Here is a 13,982-nt window from a genome sequence, read left to right as displayed (position 1 = left end):
TGATCAATGTTTGTGCGCGCGGTTTTTGTGCTGGGCAATTTGGCCATTTATCACTTTGGTCGCTATTGTCCTTATTGTCCGGCCGGCGCGTCTCAAGCTTTTAATTTGTCGCGGTATCTTATCCGATTGATAACTCACATCAATCAAGAACCGCTCTAAACAGCAAAGAGATGCGCGAAGGAAAGCCAAAGCCAAGTGATTTACCCAGAAACCGATCCCCATTTTTGGTACACGCCTTAGGAAGCGATGGGCCAAATCAGAAAGGCCAATGACAATGACCAGAAATTGATCGGTTGATTGCAGCTTCAGGGTGTAGGATAGTTGCAGTATGACGCGGCAGTAGCGCAGTCATCAAGTGATCTATCGAAAATGCAATTGAAATTTAGAAGGATAATCGTCATGAAATTATATTTTTCACCCGGTGCGTGTTCCTTATCGCCGCATATTGTGGCTTTGGAAGCGGGAATACCGCTCACATTGGAAAAGGTGGATTTGGGCAAAAAGCAAACCGCAAGCGGCAGCGACTTTCTGAAAATCAATCCGAAAGGCTATGTCCCAGCATTGGAACTTGACGACGGCCGTTTGATTACCGAGGGTCCAGCCATTGTGCAATATTTGGCTGACCTGAAACCGGAAAAGCTTCTTGCAGAAAAGGCTGGTACGTTTGAGCGCGCCAAGGTGCAGGAATGGTTAAACTATATCGGCACGGAAATTCATAAAAACTTCGGCCCGCTATTCAACAGTGCCGCGAGCGAAGCAGATAAAACACAGGCTATCAACAAGATCAAAGACCGTTTGAAACTGGTTGAAACCCAGTTGGAAGGTTCTGAATATCTGGTAGGTGCACGTTTTACAGTGGCCGATGCCTATTTATTCACCGTTCTGGGCTGGTGCCATTATGTCAATCTTAGTCTTGATGAGTTTCCGGCTATCGCGGCTTATGTCGATAAGCTTAAGGAGCGCCCAAGCATCAAAACAGCGCTGGATGCCGAAAAGGCTGCTTAGAGTTTCCTAAGCGACGGGTTTAAACACCCGTATCAGGAACAAAAAGCAGCAAGGCGCCAATCAGAAGGCCGCCAAGAAATCCAAAAACGGTTCCCGCCGCCAAACCAACCAAAGTGGCGACGGGGCCACCCGAGGCAACAACCGGCCCGAACCCCGGTATCGCCGTATAACCTGTCGCTGCCAAAGATGCGATAATCGCGCCCGACACACCGCCTATCAATGTACTGATTGAAATGGGTTCCCTCATGATCGACAGTCTTGTCGGCTGCTTTTGGATCACAGGTTCAAGTCGAGAAGCTTGAAATTGCACGTCTATATTGGTCATGTCCGCCGCCTTAATTCTCGACAACTATCTTGCCGGAGTAATCGACGGAAATCAGATAATCATGGCCTTCATGGTCTACCAAGGCCCGCCATATGCCGTTATCGTCCAATAAAATGCGCTTAACATTATCAAAGCCATTGCCACGCAAATGCTCGCGCACCTGCTGCTCGGTGAAAGAGTTTTGCCCAATCTTCAAAACCGTTTCTGTTGTTCCAAAACTTATGCTTTGCTGTTGTTCGATTGGTCGATTCAGGGCCTCGGATGCAGTAGCCGAGGCACACAAGCCCATAGAAACACAAAGTGCTGTCAACAAAACATTGCGGTTCAAGGTGTAACGCAAAAACATGAAGCCACCTCTCAGTAGTCTTTTTTCACCCCACCACAATGGGGCGAAGCATTGATAATATACACTTTTAACGCGTATTGGGGTAAGTGGTTCCCATCGCCCTATAGCCATTGTGAACCAGCGTTGAAAGCAAGATGCCAATCAATGGCAATGTGGCTTGATGGTGTTTCGGCTATTGTGTTGACAGCCATTGCCTGAATTTGATGAGCGACGGCAATGCGGCACTCCGCTCGGGATAGACCAAAAAATACTGACGGGTGCTTTTGACGGCCGGAAGCGGGCTATACAATTCACCGGCTGCAAGCTCGTCCTCGACCAGCACTTTTGGCACCAAGCCAATGCCAACCCCGGCTTTTACAGCTTGGATGAGATGCGAGGTCAATTCAAAATGGGCTCCTTGGCGCATCATGCGCCGCGGCAATCCAAAATGGTCGAACCAGCGCCCCCAACTATCGGCATTATTGATGATGTTGAGCAATACAAGATTGGCAATATCTTCAGCCTTACAATGTCTATTCGTGGGAAAGTCTTCGGGCCGGCCTATGACAACCAGTTCTTCATCCATGAGATGGTCGCAAAAGCCGCCATCCCATTGCCCGCTTCCAACTGAAATCGCCGCATCGGTCTGACTTTTACGGAAGTCGACGGGTGCGATGCTGGAGTGGATGTGAAGCGAGATATTGGGGAATGTCTTATAGAAATCGTTGAGCTTGGGAAGCAACCATTTTGTACCGAATGTGGGGAGCACGGTCAGCCTCAGCGTGCCCTCGCCAGATGCGAAAGCTATGGTTTGCAATGTCGCATTCCTGATTGCGGCAAGCGCTGGCTCCAGCTCCTGCTTATAAAGGCGGCCAGCATCGGTCAGCGCAATCTTGCGACCGTTTTTAACGAAAAGTGCAACATCGATCATTTTTTCCAATGTTTGCACCTGTCGGCTTACGGCACTTTGTGTCAGCGCCAATTCCTCGGCAGCACGGGTATAGCTCTCATGACGCGCGGCTGCCTCAAAGGCCAGCAAAAGTGACATGGATGGTGTTAAACGCCGAGGATTCATTCATAAAACTCATGTAATAGGTGTAAATAATATGTTTGTTAGCAGATTTTTTAGCCTTTAAATAGAAACCCAGTATCGCTTTTCATGAATATTATGAAGATGTAACATGTCGCCAGTTTTAAAAACAGCAATGCAGCCAAACGCGCTATACAGCGCATTCATTACCTTTATAGCTGAAAACGGTTTTAGCGGAGATATCGCAGCGAGTTATGGCGGGCGGCTGATCATGGCGACCGACAACTCAATCTATCAGCGCATGCCGCAGGCCGTATTATATCCTCGCTGCAGCGCCGATATTCAGCTGATTATGCGGCTGGCCGCACAGGAAAAATGGCGCAAAATCATCTTGACCCCGCGCGGCGGCGGCACTGGTACCAATGGCCAGTCTTTGACGGATGGCATTGTTGTCGATCTTTCACGCCATATGAACCATATTCTGGAAGTCAATATCGATGAGCGATGGGTCAGGGTGCAAACCGGCGTCGTCAAGGATCAATTGAATGCAGAACTGGCAAAACATGGTTTCTTTTTCGCACCCGAGCTTTCCACATCCAATCGTGCGACCATTGGCGGTATGATTAATACCGATGCTTGCGGTCAAGGAAGCTGCACTTATGGAAAAACCCGTCATCACGTGTTGGAACTGTCTGCGATTTTGCTCGATGGCAGCCAATTGCAAAGCCGAGCCGTTGACATGGCATCATTGGATCAACTCTGCTCCCAATCAAACAAGATCGGAAATATTTACCGTGTCGCCCGCGAAATTGCCCAAACCCGCCAGCAGGATATTAAAAACCACTTTCCTGTATTAAACCGCAGTTTGACCGGATATGATCTTGCCCATCTTGTGCAGGACGACGACCTCTTTAACCTGAATAGTATCTTATGCGGCGCTGAAGGCTCATTGGCATTTCTGACCGAGGCCAAACTCAACATCTTGCCGATACCCAAACATAGCCGGTTGGTCAGTATCAGCTATACCGGTTTCATGGCTGCACTCAGCGATGCCCAGACACTGATGCAGCACCGGCCAATATCAATCGAAACGATTGACTCACGTGTACTTGGGCTCGCCAAGCAGGATAATGTCTGGCAAGCAGTTTCAGCATGGTTTCCCACTTTTGCAACCCAAACCGAAGGCATTAATCTTGTCGAGTTCAGCGGCGATGACGCCGAAGATGTTGAAGCACGCACACAAGCCTTTATCACTATGTTGAAGAACGAAGCCAATCCTGAACGGCTTGGCCAAACGGTTGCAAGCAGCAAGGCCGACATTGCCGCTATCTATAATATGCGAAAAAAAGCAGTTGGCTTGTTGGGCAATATGGAAGGTGAAGCCCGTCCGCAACCATTCGTCGAAGATACTGCTGTGCCCCCGGAAAAGCTTGCCGACTATATCGCCGAGTTTCGTGCTTTATTAGACCAACACCAATTAGAATATGGCATGTTCGGCCATGTTGACGCCGGCGTTCTTCATGTTCGTCCAGCACTTGATATGAAAAATCCCGATCATGCAAAACTTATCCGGCCTATATCCGATGCCGTGGTGGAATTGACCCATCGCTATGGTGGTGTAATTTGGGGCGAACACGGAAAAGGGTTGCGCTCGGAATATGTACCGCATTATTTCGGCCCGCTCTACACATGCCTGCAGCAATTAAAGGCCGCATTTGATCCTTTCAACCAGCTCAATCCGGGCAAGATTGCCACCGCCGCCGCCAGCGAAAAACAGTTGACCCGTTTGGATGAAGTCGGCCTGCGGGCAGATATGGACAAGCAAATTCCCAATGCCGTTTGGAAAGAATATGGCCCATCGATGCATTGTAATGGCAATGGTGCCTGTTTCAATTACGATTTGAACGATGCCATGTGCCCATCCTATAAAGCAACGCGGGACAGGATGCATTCGCCAAAAGGCCGTTCATCTATGATGCGCGAATTTCTCAGACTTGAAAATGGCGGTAGCGCTATCAAGCAGACAGCGCTGTCCACCCGCTTCATCAATAGCATAACAAAACCGAAAGTTCCGACATTGACCGACGAGGTTTTTGCGGCAATGTCTGGCTGTCTTGCTTGCAAATCCTGCGTGGGGCAATGCCCGATCAAAGTCAACATTCCTGATTTGAAATCACGTTTCATGGAGATCTATTATCGGCGTTATTTGCGTCCCGTTCGCGAGCATATGGTCGCGCGGCTCGAAACAATTGTTTTTTTCTTGGCACTGGCACCAAGCATCGGCAATCTTTTGCTCAAACCACCTTTCCTTGGTTGCTTGACGGAAAAAATAATTGGCTTGGTCGACACACCGAAATTGAGCCGCTTCAACCTGACAGCCTTGCTTCGGCAATATAAGGTTGAAACCGCTACTGTTGAAAAACTATCGACACTTTCCGTCGATGACCGCATGCGCAGCGTCATTCTGGTTCAAGATGCTTTCACGCGTTACTTTGAAACACCATTGATGGCGCGTTTCATTCAACTTGTAACCAAACTGGGGTACAAGGTCTATCTTGCTCCTTTGAACCCTAATGGCAAAGCAATGAAGGTCTTGGGTTTCAATAGTGCGTTCGACAGGACAGCCCGCAACAATGCATCTGCATTATCAAAGCTTGCACAGTTCGGCATTCCCTTTGTCGGTATTGATCCCGCTATGACACTTGTCTATCGGCAAGAATATCGCAAAATAGCAAATCTGGCTTGCCCTGACATATTGCTGCCTCAGGAATGGCTGAACGATCGGATGCCAAACATAAAAACCAACCGAAATAAGACCTTCAGGCTCCTTGCTCACTGCACCGAAAAAACCAATGATGTAAAGGCAACGGCACAGTGGATGAGCGTCTTCAACAACGTCGGCGCCAAACTGGTCATGCAGCCGGTCGGATGTTGCGGCATGTCAGGCACTTTCGGTCATGAACGCAGCAACAAACATATGTCCGAGACAATATTCAAACAATCATGGCAGGGCGCGCTGGATAATGCAGCAAATGCCGGTGAAGAAGCTTTGGCAACCGGATACTCGTGTCGCAGTCAAGTCAAGCGTTTTAGACACGCAGCAATACGCCACCCGATCGAGGCTTTGCTTGATTTAATCGACTGAAAATACCAAAAAGTCCCTTTTCAGATATTTTTCCATAAAATATCTGAAAGGGAACTTAAAATGGCGTCACCAAAAATTGTTCAAAGCAGCTATAATTGCGGTTTTGTCATTGTTTAATGATTGTTTTTTATAGATATTTCGAAGTCCTATGCATTTTATTCGCTTGAATCAAAGTTTAAGCTTGAACTGCCTCTCTTTCCAGCTATATTGCGCCTCGCTGGAGAGGTGGCCGAGTGGTTGAAGGCGCACGCCTGGAACGCGTGTATAGGGGAAACTCTATCGAGGGTTCGAATCCCTCTCTCTCCGCCATTCCGGAACAAAAGTGGGAACCTGATTTTGCAGTGTTTTTTCTTTTGATAAACCGGCGAGCGCCCGCAACAGATTTCCCTTGTGACCGATAATCCGAACGCGGCCTTCTCCGACCTCGACCCGTTGGGCGAGTGCCCGCAGGTGCTCACGGCGGTAGCCGCTTGATGGTTCGCGCAGGCGCTTTCGAGCAGCCTCGGCAAATTGTTCCAGCATCTGCGCGGTGATTGCCTTTTTTTGCGAACTGTCGAGCATGGCGGTGATGCGGGCTGATTCTGCCCGCGCGGCATCACGCAGGGCTTTCAACTGGTGGATGCGCTCCTTGAGGTCTGGATCATCAAGGTCAGCTACGCCGGTTTCAATCGCGTCATAGAGCCGCTTGATCCGTGCCTCGGTCTCCGCAGCCTTCTTGTTGAGCTCGGTAATCTGGCCGCGCCGTTCTTCTGTGTGCTCCTGCCGACGGTCAAGAACCGTGTGCAGGATCGTTTCAAGGCGCGCCGGTTGCAGGATGTGGCGCTCAAGATGGTCCGAGACAAGTGTGTCAAGCTTGTCCATCGGCACCGTCATGCCGGTGCATCCCATCTCACCCTGGCGCGCCTTGGTCGAACAGATGTAGTAACGGTACTGGCCGTATTTGCCGGTTCTGAGCGTCATGGCGCCGCCGCACTTGTCGCAAAAGCAGATGCCAGTTAAAAGCGTCGGACCGCTGACAACGCGTGGTGGCGATACCTTCGGGTTTCTCGATCTTAGGTGATTCTGCACCGCTTCGAAGGTGTCTTTGTCGATGATCGCCGGAACCGCAATCGTTACCACCTCGCTTTCCGGTTTTCTCTCTTTTTTCTTGGAACGACGGTTGAACTCATGTTCGCCGATATAGGTCTTGCGGGTGAGAATGCGGTGCAACTGGCCGATGCCCCAGCGTCCGCCGTCACGGGTGCGGATATCGTGCCGGTTGAGATGGTTGACGATCGCCTTGACGCCCATCGGTCCCGATGTGCCGGTGCCGTTGAGGGCCAGGCGGAAGATCATGCGCACGGTGTCGGCCTGCAGCGGGTCGATTTCAAGCTTCTTCTTGGTCTTTGCGCCGCGCTGCTCGGCAGCTACGGTGCGATAGCCGATTGGCGGCCTTGAACCGTTCCAGAACCCTTGCCTTGCATTCTCCTTCAAGGCGCGCAGCACATGCTTGGCGTTTTCCTTTGACTGGTATTCATCAAACAATGACATGATCTGCCGCATCATGACATGCATCGGGTCGTCGCCCATCTCCTGCGTGATCGACAAAAGCCTGACGCCATTCTTCGCCAGCTTGCGGATATAGAACTCCATCTCGAAGTGATCGCGGAAGAAGCGTGAGAAAGAATGGACAATAACGACATCAAACAAGGGTGGCTTTTGCGTTCCCGCCTCAATCATGCGCTGGAATTCAGGCCGCTTGTCGGTGGTTGCCGAGGCGCCAGCCTCGACATAGGTTTCCACCAGTTCGAACCCACGTGACAGGCAATAGGCTTCGCCCTGTTTCTTCTGGTCGGGAATGGAAACATCGTGTTCGGCCTGCCTTGTGGTGGAAACACGCAAATAAAGTGCTGCCCGCACAGAAAGCGTCATGGCAATATCCTTTGCTCAAATCGTAATAGCAATAATGAAATCAGCCTTGTTACAATGAGCTACATCGTAACGGAAAACCGCTTCATGGCCTATCGAAAAGTGCGGCAAAAATATCATCAAACCAGCGTTCGAAAACCTCGACTTCCGCTTGTGTGACAGGCACGGGCCTCGGCCAGTCATCATCGACTGTCCATGTCGACATATCGTGCTTCGGCGGCCTGCCGCTGTTCTTGAGCAACTGCGCCATATAATCACGCAGATCCGGCGGCACGTCGTCCTCATACTCGTCAATGTTCCGGTCGGAATATTTTGCAGGCCTGGTCATGACCCGCATTATCCAGAAGCAATGACCATTGAAAAGACGGGAAATAATGTAAAAACAAAGGCATGGTAGGCGAACGTAAATGGTCGTAAATGCTGCGGAGTTGGGTCATGACTTATCCACAGCTTTGTCCTATGCCCATGCACAGACCTCTCTCCAAAACGACAAAACCAATCCCCGCCCAAACCGGCTCACTCTGCTCGCAAGACCTGATCATCTCCATCAAGCATCATGCTGCATCAAGATCATTACGACCTTGTCTCCGAAAGGAGAAGCGGGGAAAGAAGAAACTATAGGACAGGGGTAGTTTCAGCGCGTTTTTTTTAAAGGTTAATTCGGGCTTTGCGGAGGCAAGATAAAAACCCGGTGAAACCAAATGCAAGGCATTGTTTTCGCACAGGAATATGGACGGTCGTTTTTGGCTTTGGTGGTGGTCATCGACAATCTGTCAATGGAATCAAAGAGGTTTCCCGTACCAGACTTACGAACTCAAGTCTGGATGATTAGAAAATACAATAGGTTCTCCCTTGGAGATCCGAATATCTCAGGCTGTCCATCAGAGTTGTAGCCACCTCCCCGGAGTACTTCGCAGTTGAGCGTGCTGTGACATGGGGAGTGGAATGAATACTCAGAACCTCTGATGAAATCACGAAGGAAATTTGTCATCATTTGAAAGCGGCGCGCAAACAGTGTGGCCTGTCCGCCGAATATGTCGCCGAACATCTCGAAATACCGGTGTCTTTGTATGAGGCCTTTGAAGCGGGCACTAAACGCCTTAGCGACCAGATATGCTACCAGCTATCTGTCCTGCTTAATCAACCGTTGAGCCTTTTCTTTTGTGGCTCAATTCGTGATACGAGACTGGACGGTGCGCTGCGGGGAGAGTTGGAGTTTTTGGATCTTAATCCCGCCGACGGTCTGACCCTGCTTCGCATCTTCACCAAACTGAACGTCAGGGATCGGGAAATATTGATGCGAACCGCCGACGCACTTGATCGCTCTGAGCGATTTGGCGGTTGCGATTAATTGGACACCATATTTTTTGGAATGGTCAAGAGTTTTTGTTGAAGTTCCGGCGACATTGAATTGTAAGCACGAAATAGCTCTATCATTCCTCCCGTATCGAGGTTCTCATAACCCGGTGTTTTTTTGAAGAACGTTGACACTCCAGTGTCATAATGCTCCGCTATTCTTTGCAATAACGTTGCGTCAATGCGGATTGCGCCCATTTCAAAAAGCGTTATTTGCTCCAGCGTTTGTGCAATTATTTGCGCAAGGTCCTCGCAGCTTTCACCTTTATTAATGCGGATTTCAGCCAAAGCAGCACCCACGGCAGCATCAATCGGATCAATCTTATTCATGATTTTCCCTCAACATGCAGGGCACACACTGCAAAAAGTGTTGAGGTGTCGGAAAAACTGCTACGTGACAGTCCTACTTATTCATCACCGCGTGGGGAGATCATTTAGTAGGCATCCCCAACACCTATCCCCGAAGGGACGTGATGGGGTAACTGCAGTCAGCCCGCAGAAGTTCCTTCCGCAGGTTAATTGGCGTTTGTGTAGAGGGTTTTCCGAACCCTAATCAGAGCGCCTCACGCAGAGCTCGTTGACTCATGCATGGCTGATTAATCGAACCATATGTGAAAAGGCTATGCAGTCAATTGAACGTGAAGCTAACTTTATTGATTGATTTTTTTGCTAATTTTGTGGCTCCGGTAATCGTTAAACCCGAAAGCCAAAACTTGGAGTAGTAGCTATAAATATCATTAAGTCACCAGATTTTGCGCAAGCTAGCGATACTGTTTAAATAACGAAAGCAGGACGTAAATTAGTTCTTGTTTTTCGCCTTTCAGTTTTTCAACATTGTAGCGCAGCATTGCCGTTATCGTCGGTAAAGAGGGCAGGATGACATCCCCATAACGATTAAGCTCCACCCCTATTGTGCCGTCGCAGTATCTTTCCGGAAATACACCGATACCAAAGCCTTGTCTGATGGCTTGCATGGCCCCGAAATAGCTTGTTCCGCTATATCTTATTTCGTAATCGATCTCATTCTTGTTCAAAGCGTCAAGGGCAATCCTGCGATATGAACAGCCGTCATTCAATAAAACAAGCGGCAATTTCTTCGCTTCGCTTGATAAAGCGAAAGAAGAGCCGCGAATCCACACAAGTTGTTGACATTCAAGTTCAAATTGTCCTTCAACGGTCGCGTTTTCTGTGCTCAGCTCCTTCGTGAGGATGATATCCAATATACTCGGGAACATCGTTTCGAGATGTCCGGAAAAATCCGAAAAAACTGAAAAATCTATATAGGGAAAATGCGTTGCCAACTTCTCAATAATCAGTTGCAAGTTGTCGATATTATAATCGTCAGTTGTGCCTATCCGGATTTGTCCCGTTTGGGTCTTATTCCGCGTAGAATTATAGAATATCTCCACAGCGCGTACAGAGTTCTGGGCATACGGTAATACCTGTTTGCCGATTTCCGTTAAGCCTTGCACGCGTCCACGGGTGCGTAAAATCAATGGCGCACCTACGGTTTTTTCTAATTTACTCAATTGTTGGGTTATTGCCGATTGTGATCTTCCCAGACGCTTTCCTGTCGCCACAAAACTGTCTGTCTCAACAAGCGATACAAAAATTATCAGCTGATCCAGAGATATCCGATGCATCAATTCTCGCATAGAAATCCTTAATTAGCAAAACTTATAATATTGGATAGTAAATTAATTTTACTGACTTAACAATAACTTTTAGAATCCCGAGTGGGAGGAGTGAGCATGAACAAATCGCTGGTCATGACTTTGCTCGGTGTTGTTTTCAGCGCTTTATGGGCATCAGCGTTCATCGCGGGTAAGGTCGCCATGGAATTTGTCGATCCTATACCGCTGCTCTGTCTGCGCTTTTTGCTCGCCGGTTTTTTGATGTTTGCGGCCGTATCTCTTATGCCAAGCGGCCAGCCTATATGGTCACTGAAATTTCTTAAAGACGCTATTGTCCTAGGCTTCCTAAACAATGCGCTTTATCTCGGCCTGACATTCTGGTCAATGCATTACCTGTCCCCTGCAACAGTCGTGCTGTTGGTGTCATCTGCACCTTTTCTTACGTTGTTGATTACACGGTTACAGGGAGAGATCGTCACCAATACTCAATATTTTGGGACTATCTTAGGCATACTGGGTGTTGGTTTCGTGGTGGGTACCCCAGATATCGGTGATGCTATTTTGCCGCTGGCATTAGGATTGCTAGGCGTTCTGGCCTTTGCGTTCGGTACGTTATATTTCAAGAAATATGGGGTAGCTTATAACCCTGTCGCAATCAATGCGGGGCAAAACCTATTCGGGGGCATTATATTATTGCCCTTCTCGTTGTCTTGGTTTTGGGACAATACCTTACCTTATGAGAATGCAAGATTTATCTTAACCCTTTCATATCTCGTGCTCGTTATTTCGATCATTGATTTCTTAATATGGCTATATCTCATTAGAAAAATAGGCCCGCAGAAGGCGATGGCCTTTCATCTGCTAAATCCCATTTTCGGCGTCGGTATTTCCTATATCGTGCTGGGGACAACCATCACCACAAGAATGTTGCTGGGGGCTTTGCTGATAATCATAGGCCTGTTTTTCGTTCTGTTTAATAGAACATCGTTGCTAAGGGGAGGTACAAAAAATGGTGGTAAAGTCTGAATTAAAATCTGTTGATGATGTGCGTTTATACGTTCAGAATATTTTATCAAATTATCCGTCTGATATGGACGTTCAAATCGAAAATAATAACATCATACCTGAACATATTATTCACGACATGGGACATGCGGGCCTTTATGGTATCAGCATCCCCACCACATATGGCGGTCTCGGCTGCAATCATTTAAGCCGGTTCATAGCTATCGAAGAAGCTTCTTACTTTTCTGGCGCACTTGGCGGCGCCCTTCAATCTGCAATTTTGGGTACAGCTATGGTACAGCAATGCGGGTCTGAACAACAAAAGAAAAAATGGCTCCCGCGTTTTGCGTCCGGTGAAGACATCATTTCCATCTGTATAACCGAACAGGGTTCCGGATCCCATATCTTGGGTATGGAAACGACCGGTACCAAAGCCAACGAAAACCTTATCCTCAACGGTAAAAAATGCTGGATCGCTAACTCCCACATTGCAACCGTCCATGGCGTTATCTTCCGAACGGCCCCACCATCAAAAGGGTTAACAGCGGTTTTAGTCGAAAATACCTGCTTAGGGGTGCGGCCGGGTGTTGCAAATGATAACACCGGTTTACGTGGTTTCAATATCGGAGAATTGATCTTCGACAACTGTATCGTTGCCATCAATAATATGATCGGCCGCAATGGTGATGGCATAGCTATAGCACACCAGGCAATCACGACTTATGGGAAGCCCAACCTCACCGCGGTTGCATTAGGAGTACACCGCAGAATTTTACACGAAACAATCTATTACGCGAAAAATAGAACTATTTACAACAGGCCAATGACCGCTTTGGAAAGCGTTCGTCTGAAAATAGGCGAAATATATACGAACTACCGAACAGCGAAGCTTCACGCATATAATGCAATGCAAAAGCTTGATAGTGACGGACATGCTGATAGCGAAATCATGTTGGCAAAGCTGATTGGAACTGAGCTCGCATTCAAATCTGCCAAGTATGCCATGGATGTTTTTGGCGCTCGGGGAACAAGTCGCAACGCAAAGATAGAACGATTGTTGAGAGACAGTCTGATGTTGTTTCCGCCTGCTGCAACGTCCGACATTCACCGCAAGCGGCTTGCAGAAATTGCGCTTGGAGAATATGTTCCGACAGCCAAAATTCCGACTTTTGAGGAGCTAGAAGCATGAAAAATCTTCTAAAAACGGGAAACAGTTTTGATATTGAATACCAAGTTACTAATAAAAAGACGGTTGCCGGCCTTTATCCAGAATTCGAAGAATTTCAGCAGTTTCCCGACGTTTTCGCTACAGGGTTTATGGTCGGGCTGATGGAATGGTGCTGCATCTGCGCGCTCAAACCGGCGCTTGAAGCCGGCGAGGGTAGTCTTGGCACTCTAATCAACGTTACGCATGAAGCGGCTACGCCGCCGGGTGCTCTTGTTAAGGTGCATTCAGAGGTCAAAAACATTCAGGGTCGGCAAATATTGTGGGCCGTCGAAGCGTATGATGATCTTGATTTAATAGGCAGAGGCGAAATCGGCAGAACTGTCGTTCAGTGGGACAAATTTCACGAGCGTTTTGGCGAAAAAATCAAGAAAATTTCTGGCACCACTTAGTATGAGCATTTCTCGGTTAAGCACACGTTATTGGCTGAAAATTTATATCGAGATTCCGGCATATGATCGCTGATAGCTTTGCGCATCTTGCTAGACTGCGAAGCCGTATTGTCTCAAATTGTCCGCAATAACCAGCATCAGGCCAGACCGCCCACAAACGGACTTGCCTTTCTGTCTTCGATTAAAAGGACTTTGACTTCACCTCGGCAGCCCCGGGCATGGCATATCTCCTGCGTCTCCACCTCATCAAGATAAAGAAACTCCCGTTCCGGCGACCGGCAAAGTTCGGCTTTTGTCAGATAATGCGTATGTCCACACCGGGTGCAGGTGCATTCAAGCTTCATCTTGTCCTCACGGTCTCTGACCTGCAGATCTGTTTTCCAACTCATTATAACTCACCAAAAATCTTCTGAAGAGAGAATGCGCGTGAACGAAGTCTTCCCCCCGGTATGGCCGCCCGATGGCGGTTTCCAATTGTCCAGACTTACAACTGTACCGGTATAGCGCTGGTTGAGCGCATCGACAGCAGAGTTTGCGGCCTCCCATTTACGGCGCATTTGGTCGTCGTTCAGAAGCATATCCAACTGCCGTTGATCCGCTTTCGTCAAATCACCCAAAGTGACGCTCACTTT

General features: G+C 48.4%; 15 protein-coding genes and 1 tRNA gene. 7 read left to right on the top strand and 9 right to left on the bottom strand.

The annotated features are described in order from the left end of the window. The first annotated feature begins 399 nt into the window (after positions 1-399). Positions 400-1,005: a glutathione transferase GstA gene (gstA, locus tag ACYSNS_RS12330; protein ID WP_461723462.1), complete on the top strand. Its 606-nt coding sequence runs from the start codon at positions 400-402 to the stop codon at positions 1,003-1,005. A gap of 19 nt (positions 1,006-1,024) precedes the next feature. Here the strand turns inward: gstA and ACYSNS_RS12325 are convergent, their stop codons facing one another. The 3 genes from ACYSNS_RS12325 to ACYSNS_RS12315 all read right to left on the bottom strand — a co-directional run bounded on the left by ACYSNS_RS12325 (position 1,025) and on the right by ACYSNS_RS12315 (position 2,730). Beyond that, a complete protein-coding gene (locus ACYSNS_RS12325) occupies positions 1,025-1,330 on the bottom strand; it encodes a hypothetical protein (protein ID WP_461723461.1) in 306 nt (101 codons plus the stop codon). Between the two features lie 10 nt (positions 1,331-1,340). Continuing rightward, positions 1,341-1,676 (bottom strand): hypothetical protein, encoded by a 336-nt coding sequence (locus ACYSNS_RS12320; RefSeq protein WP_461723460.1) that lies wholly within the window; start codon positions 1,674-1,676, stop codon positions 1,341-1,343. A 172-nt stretch (positions 1,677-1,848) separates the two neighbouring features. Further along, the gene (locus tag ACYSNS_RS12315; protein ID WP_461723459.1) at positions 1,849-2,730 is read right to left on the bottom strand and encodes a LysR substrate-binding domain-containing protein; all 882 of its coding nucleotides are present in this window, start codon (positions 2,728-2,730) and stop codon (positions 1,849-1,851) included. A 106-nt stretch (positions 2,731-2,836) separates the two neighbouring features. Between ACYSNS_RS12315 and ydiJ the strand changes: the two genes are divergently transcribed. Both ydiJ and ACYSNS_RS12305 read left to right on the top strand, forming a co-directional pair. Beyond that, complete coding sequence (ydiJ, locus tag ACYSNS_RS12310) at positions 2,837-5,830, top strand: D-2-hydroxyglutarate dehydrogenase YdiJ (RefSeq protein WP_461723458.1); 2,994 nt, start codon at positions 2,837-2,839, stop codon at positions 5,828-5,830. A gap of 219 nt (positions 5,831-6,049) precedes the next feature. Beyond that, a tRNA-Ser gene (locus ACYSNS_RS12305) sits at positions 6,050-6,139 on the top strand. Here the strand turns inward: ACYSNS_RS12305 and ACYSNS_RS12300 are convergent. Together ACYSNS_RS12300 and ACYSNS_RS12295 are read right to left on the bottom strand one after the other, a co-directional pair. Then, the gene (locus ACYSNS_RS12300) at positions 6,107-7,741 is read right to left on the bottom strand and encodes a recombinase family protein (RefSeq protein ID WP_461723457.1); all 1,635 of its coding nucleotides are present in this window, start codon (positions 7,739-7,741) and stop codon (positions 6,107-6,109) included. The genes ACYSNS_RS12305 and ACYSNS_RS12300 overlap by 33 nt on opposite strands. 82 nt (positions 7,742-7,823) lie before the next feature. Next, positions 7,824-8,066, bottom strand: a complete 243-nt coding sequence (locus ACYSNS_RS12295; RefSeq protein ID WP_461723456.1) for a hypothetical protein — start codon at positions 8,064-8,066, stop codon at positions 7,824-7,826. Positions 8,067-8,732: 666 nt separating this feature from the next. Between ACYSNS_RS12295 and ACYSNS_RS12290 the strand changes: the two genes are divergently transcribed. Then, a complete protein-coding gene (locus tag ACYSNS_RS12290) occupies positions 8,733-9,089 on the top strand; it encodes a helix-turn-helix domain-containing protein (RefSeq protein WP_461723455.1) in 357 nt (118 codons plus the stop codon). Here the strand turns inward: ACYSNS_RS12290 and ACYSNS_RS12285 are convergent. Further along, complete coding sequence (locus tag ACYSNS_RS12285; protein WP_461723454.1) at positions 9,086-9,424, bottom strand: helix-turn-helix domain-containing protein; 339 nt, start codon at positions 9,422-9,424, stop codon at positions 9,086-9,088. The two genes, ACYSNS_RS12290 and ACYSNS_RS12285, sit on opposite strands and share 4 nt — an antisense overlap. Positions 9,425-9,855: 431 nt before the next feature. Then, positions 9,856-10,749, bottom strand: a complete 894-nt coding sequence (locus tag ACYSNS_RS12280) for a LysR family transcriptional regulator (RefSeq protein WP_461723453.1) — start codon at positions 10,747-10,749, stop codon at positions 9,856-9,858. A 96-nt stretch (positions 10,750-10,845) separates the two neighbouring features. On the opposite strand from ACYSNS_RS12280, the gene ACYSNS_RS12275 reads away from it, so the two are divergent. From ACYSNS_RS12275 to ACYSNS_RS12265, 3 genes are read left to right on the top strand one after another with little or no spacing between them, the layout of a single operon-like run. Beyond that, positions 10,846-11,754, top strand: a complete 909-nt coding sequence (locus ACYSNS_RS12275; protein WP_461723452.1) for a DMT family transporter — start codon at positions 10,846-10,848, stop codon at positions 11,752-11,754. Next, positions 11,738-12,922 (top strand): acyl-CoA dehydrogenase family protein, encoded by a 1,185-nt coding sequence (locus ACYSNS_RS12270; RefSeq protein WP_461723451.1) that lies wholly within the window; start codon positions 11,738-11,740, stop codon positions 12,920-12,922. Before ACYSNS_RS12275 ends, ACYSNS_RS12270 begins: the two co-directional genes overlap by 17 nt. Next, positions 12,919-13,350, top strand: a complete 432-nt coding sequence (locus tag ACYSNS_RS12265) for a thioesterase family protein (RefSeq protein WP_461723450.1) — start codon at positions 12,919-12,921, stop codon at positions 13,348-13,350. Before ACYSNS_RS12270 ends, ACYSNS_RS12265 begins: the two co-directional genes overlap by 4 nt. Positions 13,351-13,487: 137 nt before the next feature. Here the strand turns inward: ACYSNS_RS12265 and ACYSNS_RS12260 are convergent, their stop codons facing one another. Both ACYSNS_RS12260 and ACYSNS_RS12255 read right to left on the bottom strand, forming a co-directional pair. Next, entirely contained in the window at positions 13,488-13,739 is a 252-nt protein-coding gene (locus tag ACYSNS_RS12260; protein WP_461723449.1) for a hypothetical protein, read from the bottom strand. Positions 13,740-13,745: 6 nt separating this feature from the next. Next, entirely contained in the window at positions 13,746-13,979 is a 234-nt protein-coding gene (locus ACYSNS_RS12255; protein WP_461723448.1) for a hypothetical protein, read from the bottom strand. Positions 13,980-13,982 lie beyond the last annotated feature (3 nt).

It is taken from the genome of Bartonella sp. LJL80 (genome assembly GCF_054871565.1).
This window is presented reverse-complemented; position numbering and strand designations above follow the sequence as displayed.

What these genes read in the sequence shown, in the direction of transcription:
- gstA (WP_461723462.1), top strand. Translation starts at nt 400, where the DNA reads ATGAAATTATATTTTTCACCCGGTGCGTGTTCCTTATCGCCGCATATT.
- ACYSNS_RS12325 (WP_461723461.1), bottom strand. Translation starts at nt 1,330, where the DNA reads ATGACCAATATAGACGTGCAATTTCAAGCTTCTCGACTTGAACCTGTG.
- ACYSNS_RS12320 (WP_461723460.1), bottom strand. Translation starts at nt 1,676, where the DNA reads ATGTTTTTGCGTTACACCTTGAACCGCAATGTTTTGTTGACAGCACTT.
- ACYSNS_RS12315 (WP_461723459.1), bottom strand. Translation starts at nt 2,730, where the DNA reads ATGAATCCTCGGCGTTTAACACCATCCATGTCACTTTTGCTGGCCTTT.
- ydiJ (WP_461723458.1), top strand. Translation starts at nt 2,837, where the DNA reads ATGTCGCCAGTTTTAAAAACAGCAATGCAGCCAAACGCGCTATACAGC.
- ACYSNS_RS12300 (WP_461723457.1), bottom strand. Translation starts at nt 7,741, where the DNA reads ATGACGCTTTCTGTGCGGGCAGCACTTTATTTGCGTGTTTCCACCACA.
- ACYSNS_RS12295 (WP_461723456.1), bottom strand. Translation starts at nt 8,066, where the DNA reads ATGACCAGGCCTGCAAAATATTCCGACCGGAACATTGACGAGTATGAG.
- ACYSNS_RS12285 (WP_461723454.1), bottom strand. Translation starts at nt 9,424, where the DNA reads ATGAATAAGATTGATCCGATTGATGCTGCCGTGGGTGCTGCTTTGGCT.
- ACYSNS_RS12280 (WP_461723453.1), bottom strand. Translation starts at nt 10,749, where the DNA reads ATGCGAGAATTGATGCATCGGATATCTCTGGATCAGCTGATAATTTTT.
- ACYSNS_RS12275 (WP_461723452.1), top strand. Translation starts at nt 10,846, where the DNA reads ATGAACAAATCGCTGGTCATGACTTTGCTCGGTGTTGTTTTCAGCGCT.
- ACYSNS_RS12270 (WP_461723451.1), top strand. Translation starts at nt 11,738, where the DNA reads ATGGTGGTAAAGTCTGAATTAAAATCTGTTGATGATGTGCGTTTATAC.
- ACYSNS_RS12265 (WP_461723450.1), top strand. Translation starts at nt 12,919, where the DNA reads ATGAAAAATCTTCTAAAAACGGGAAACAGTTTTGATATTGAATACCAA.
- ACYSNS_RS12260 (WP_461723449.1), bottom strand. Translation starts at nt 13,739, where the DNA reads ATGAGTTGGAAAACAGATCTGCAGGTCAGAGACCGTGAGGACAAGATG.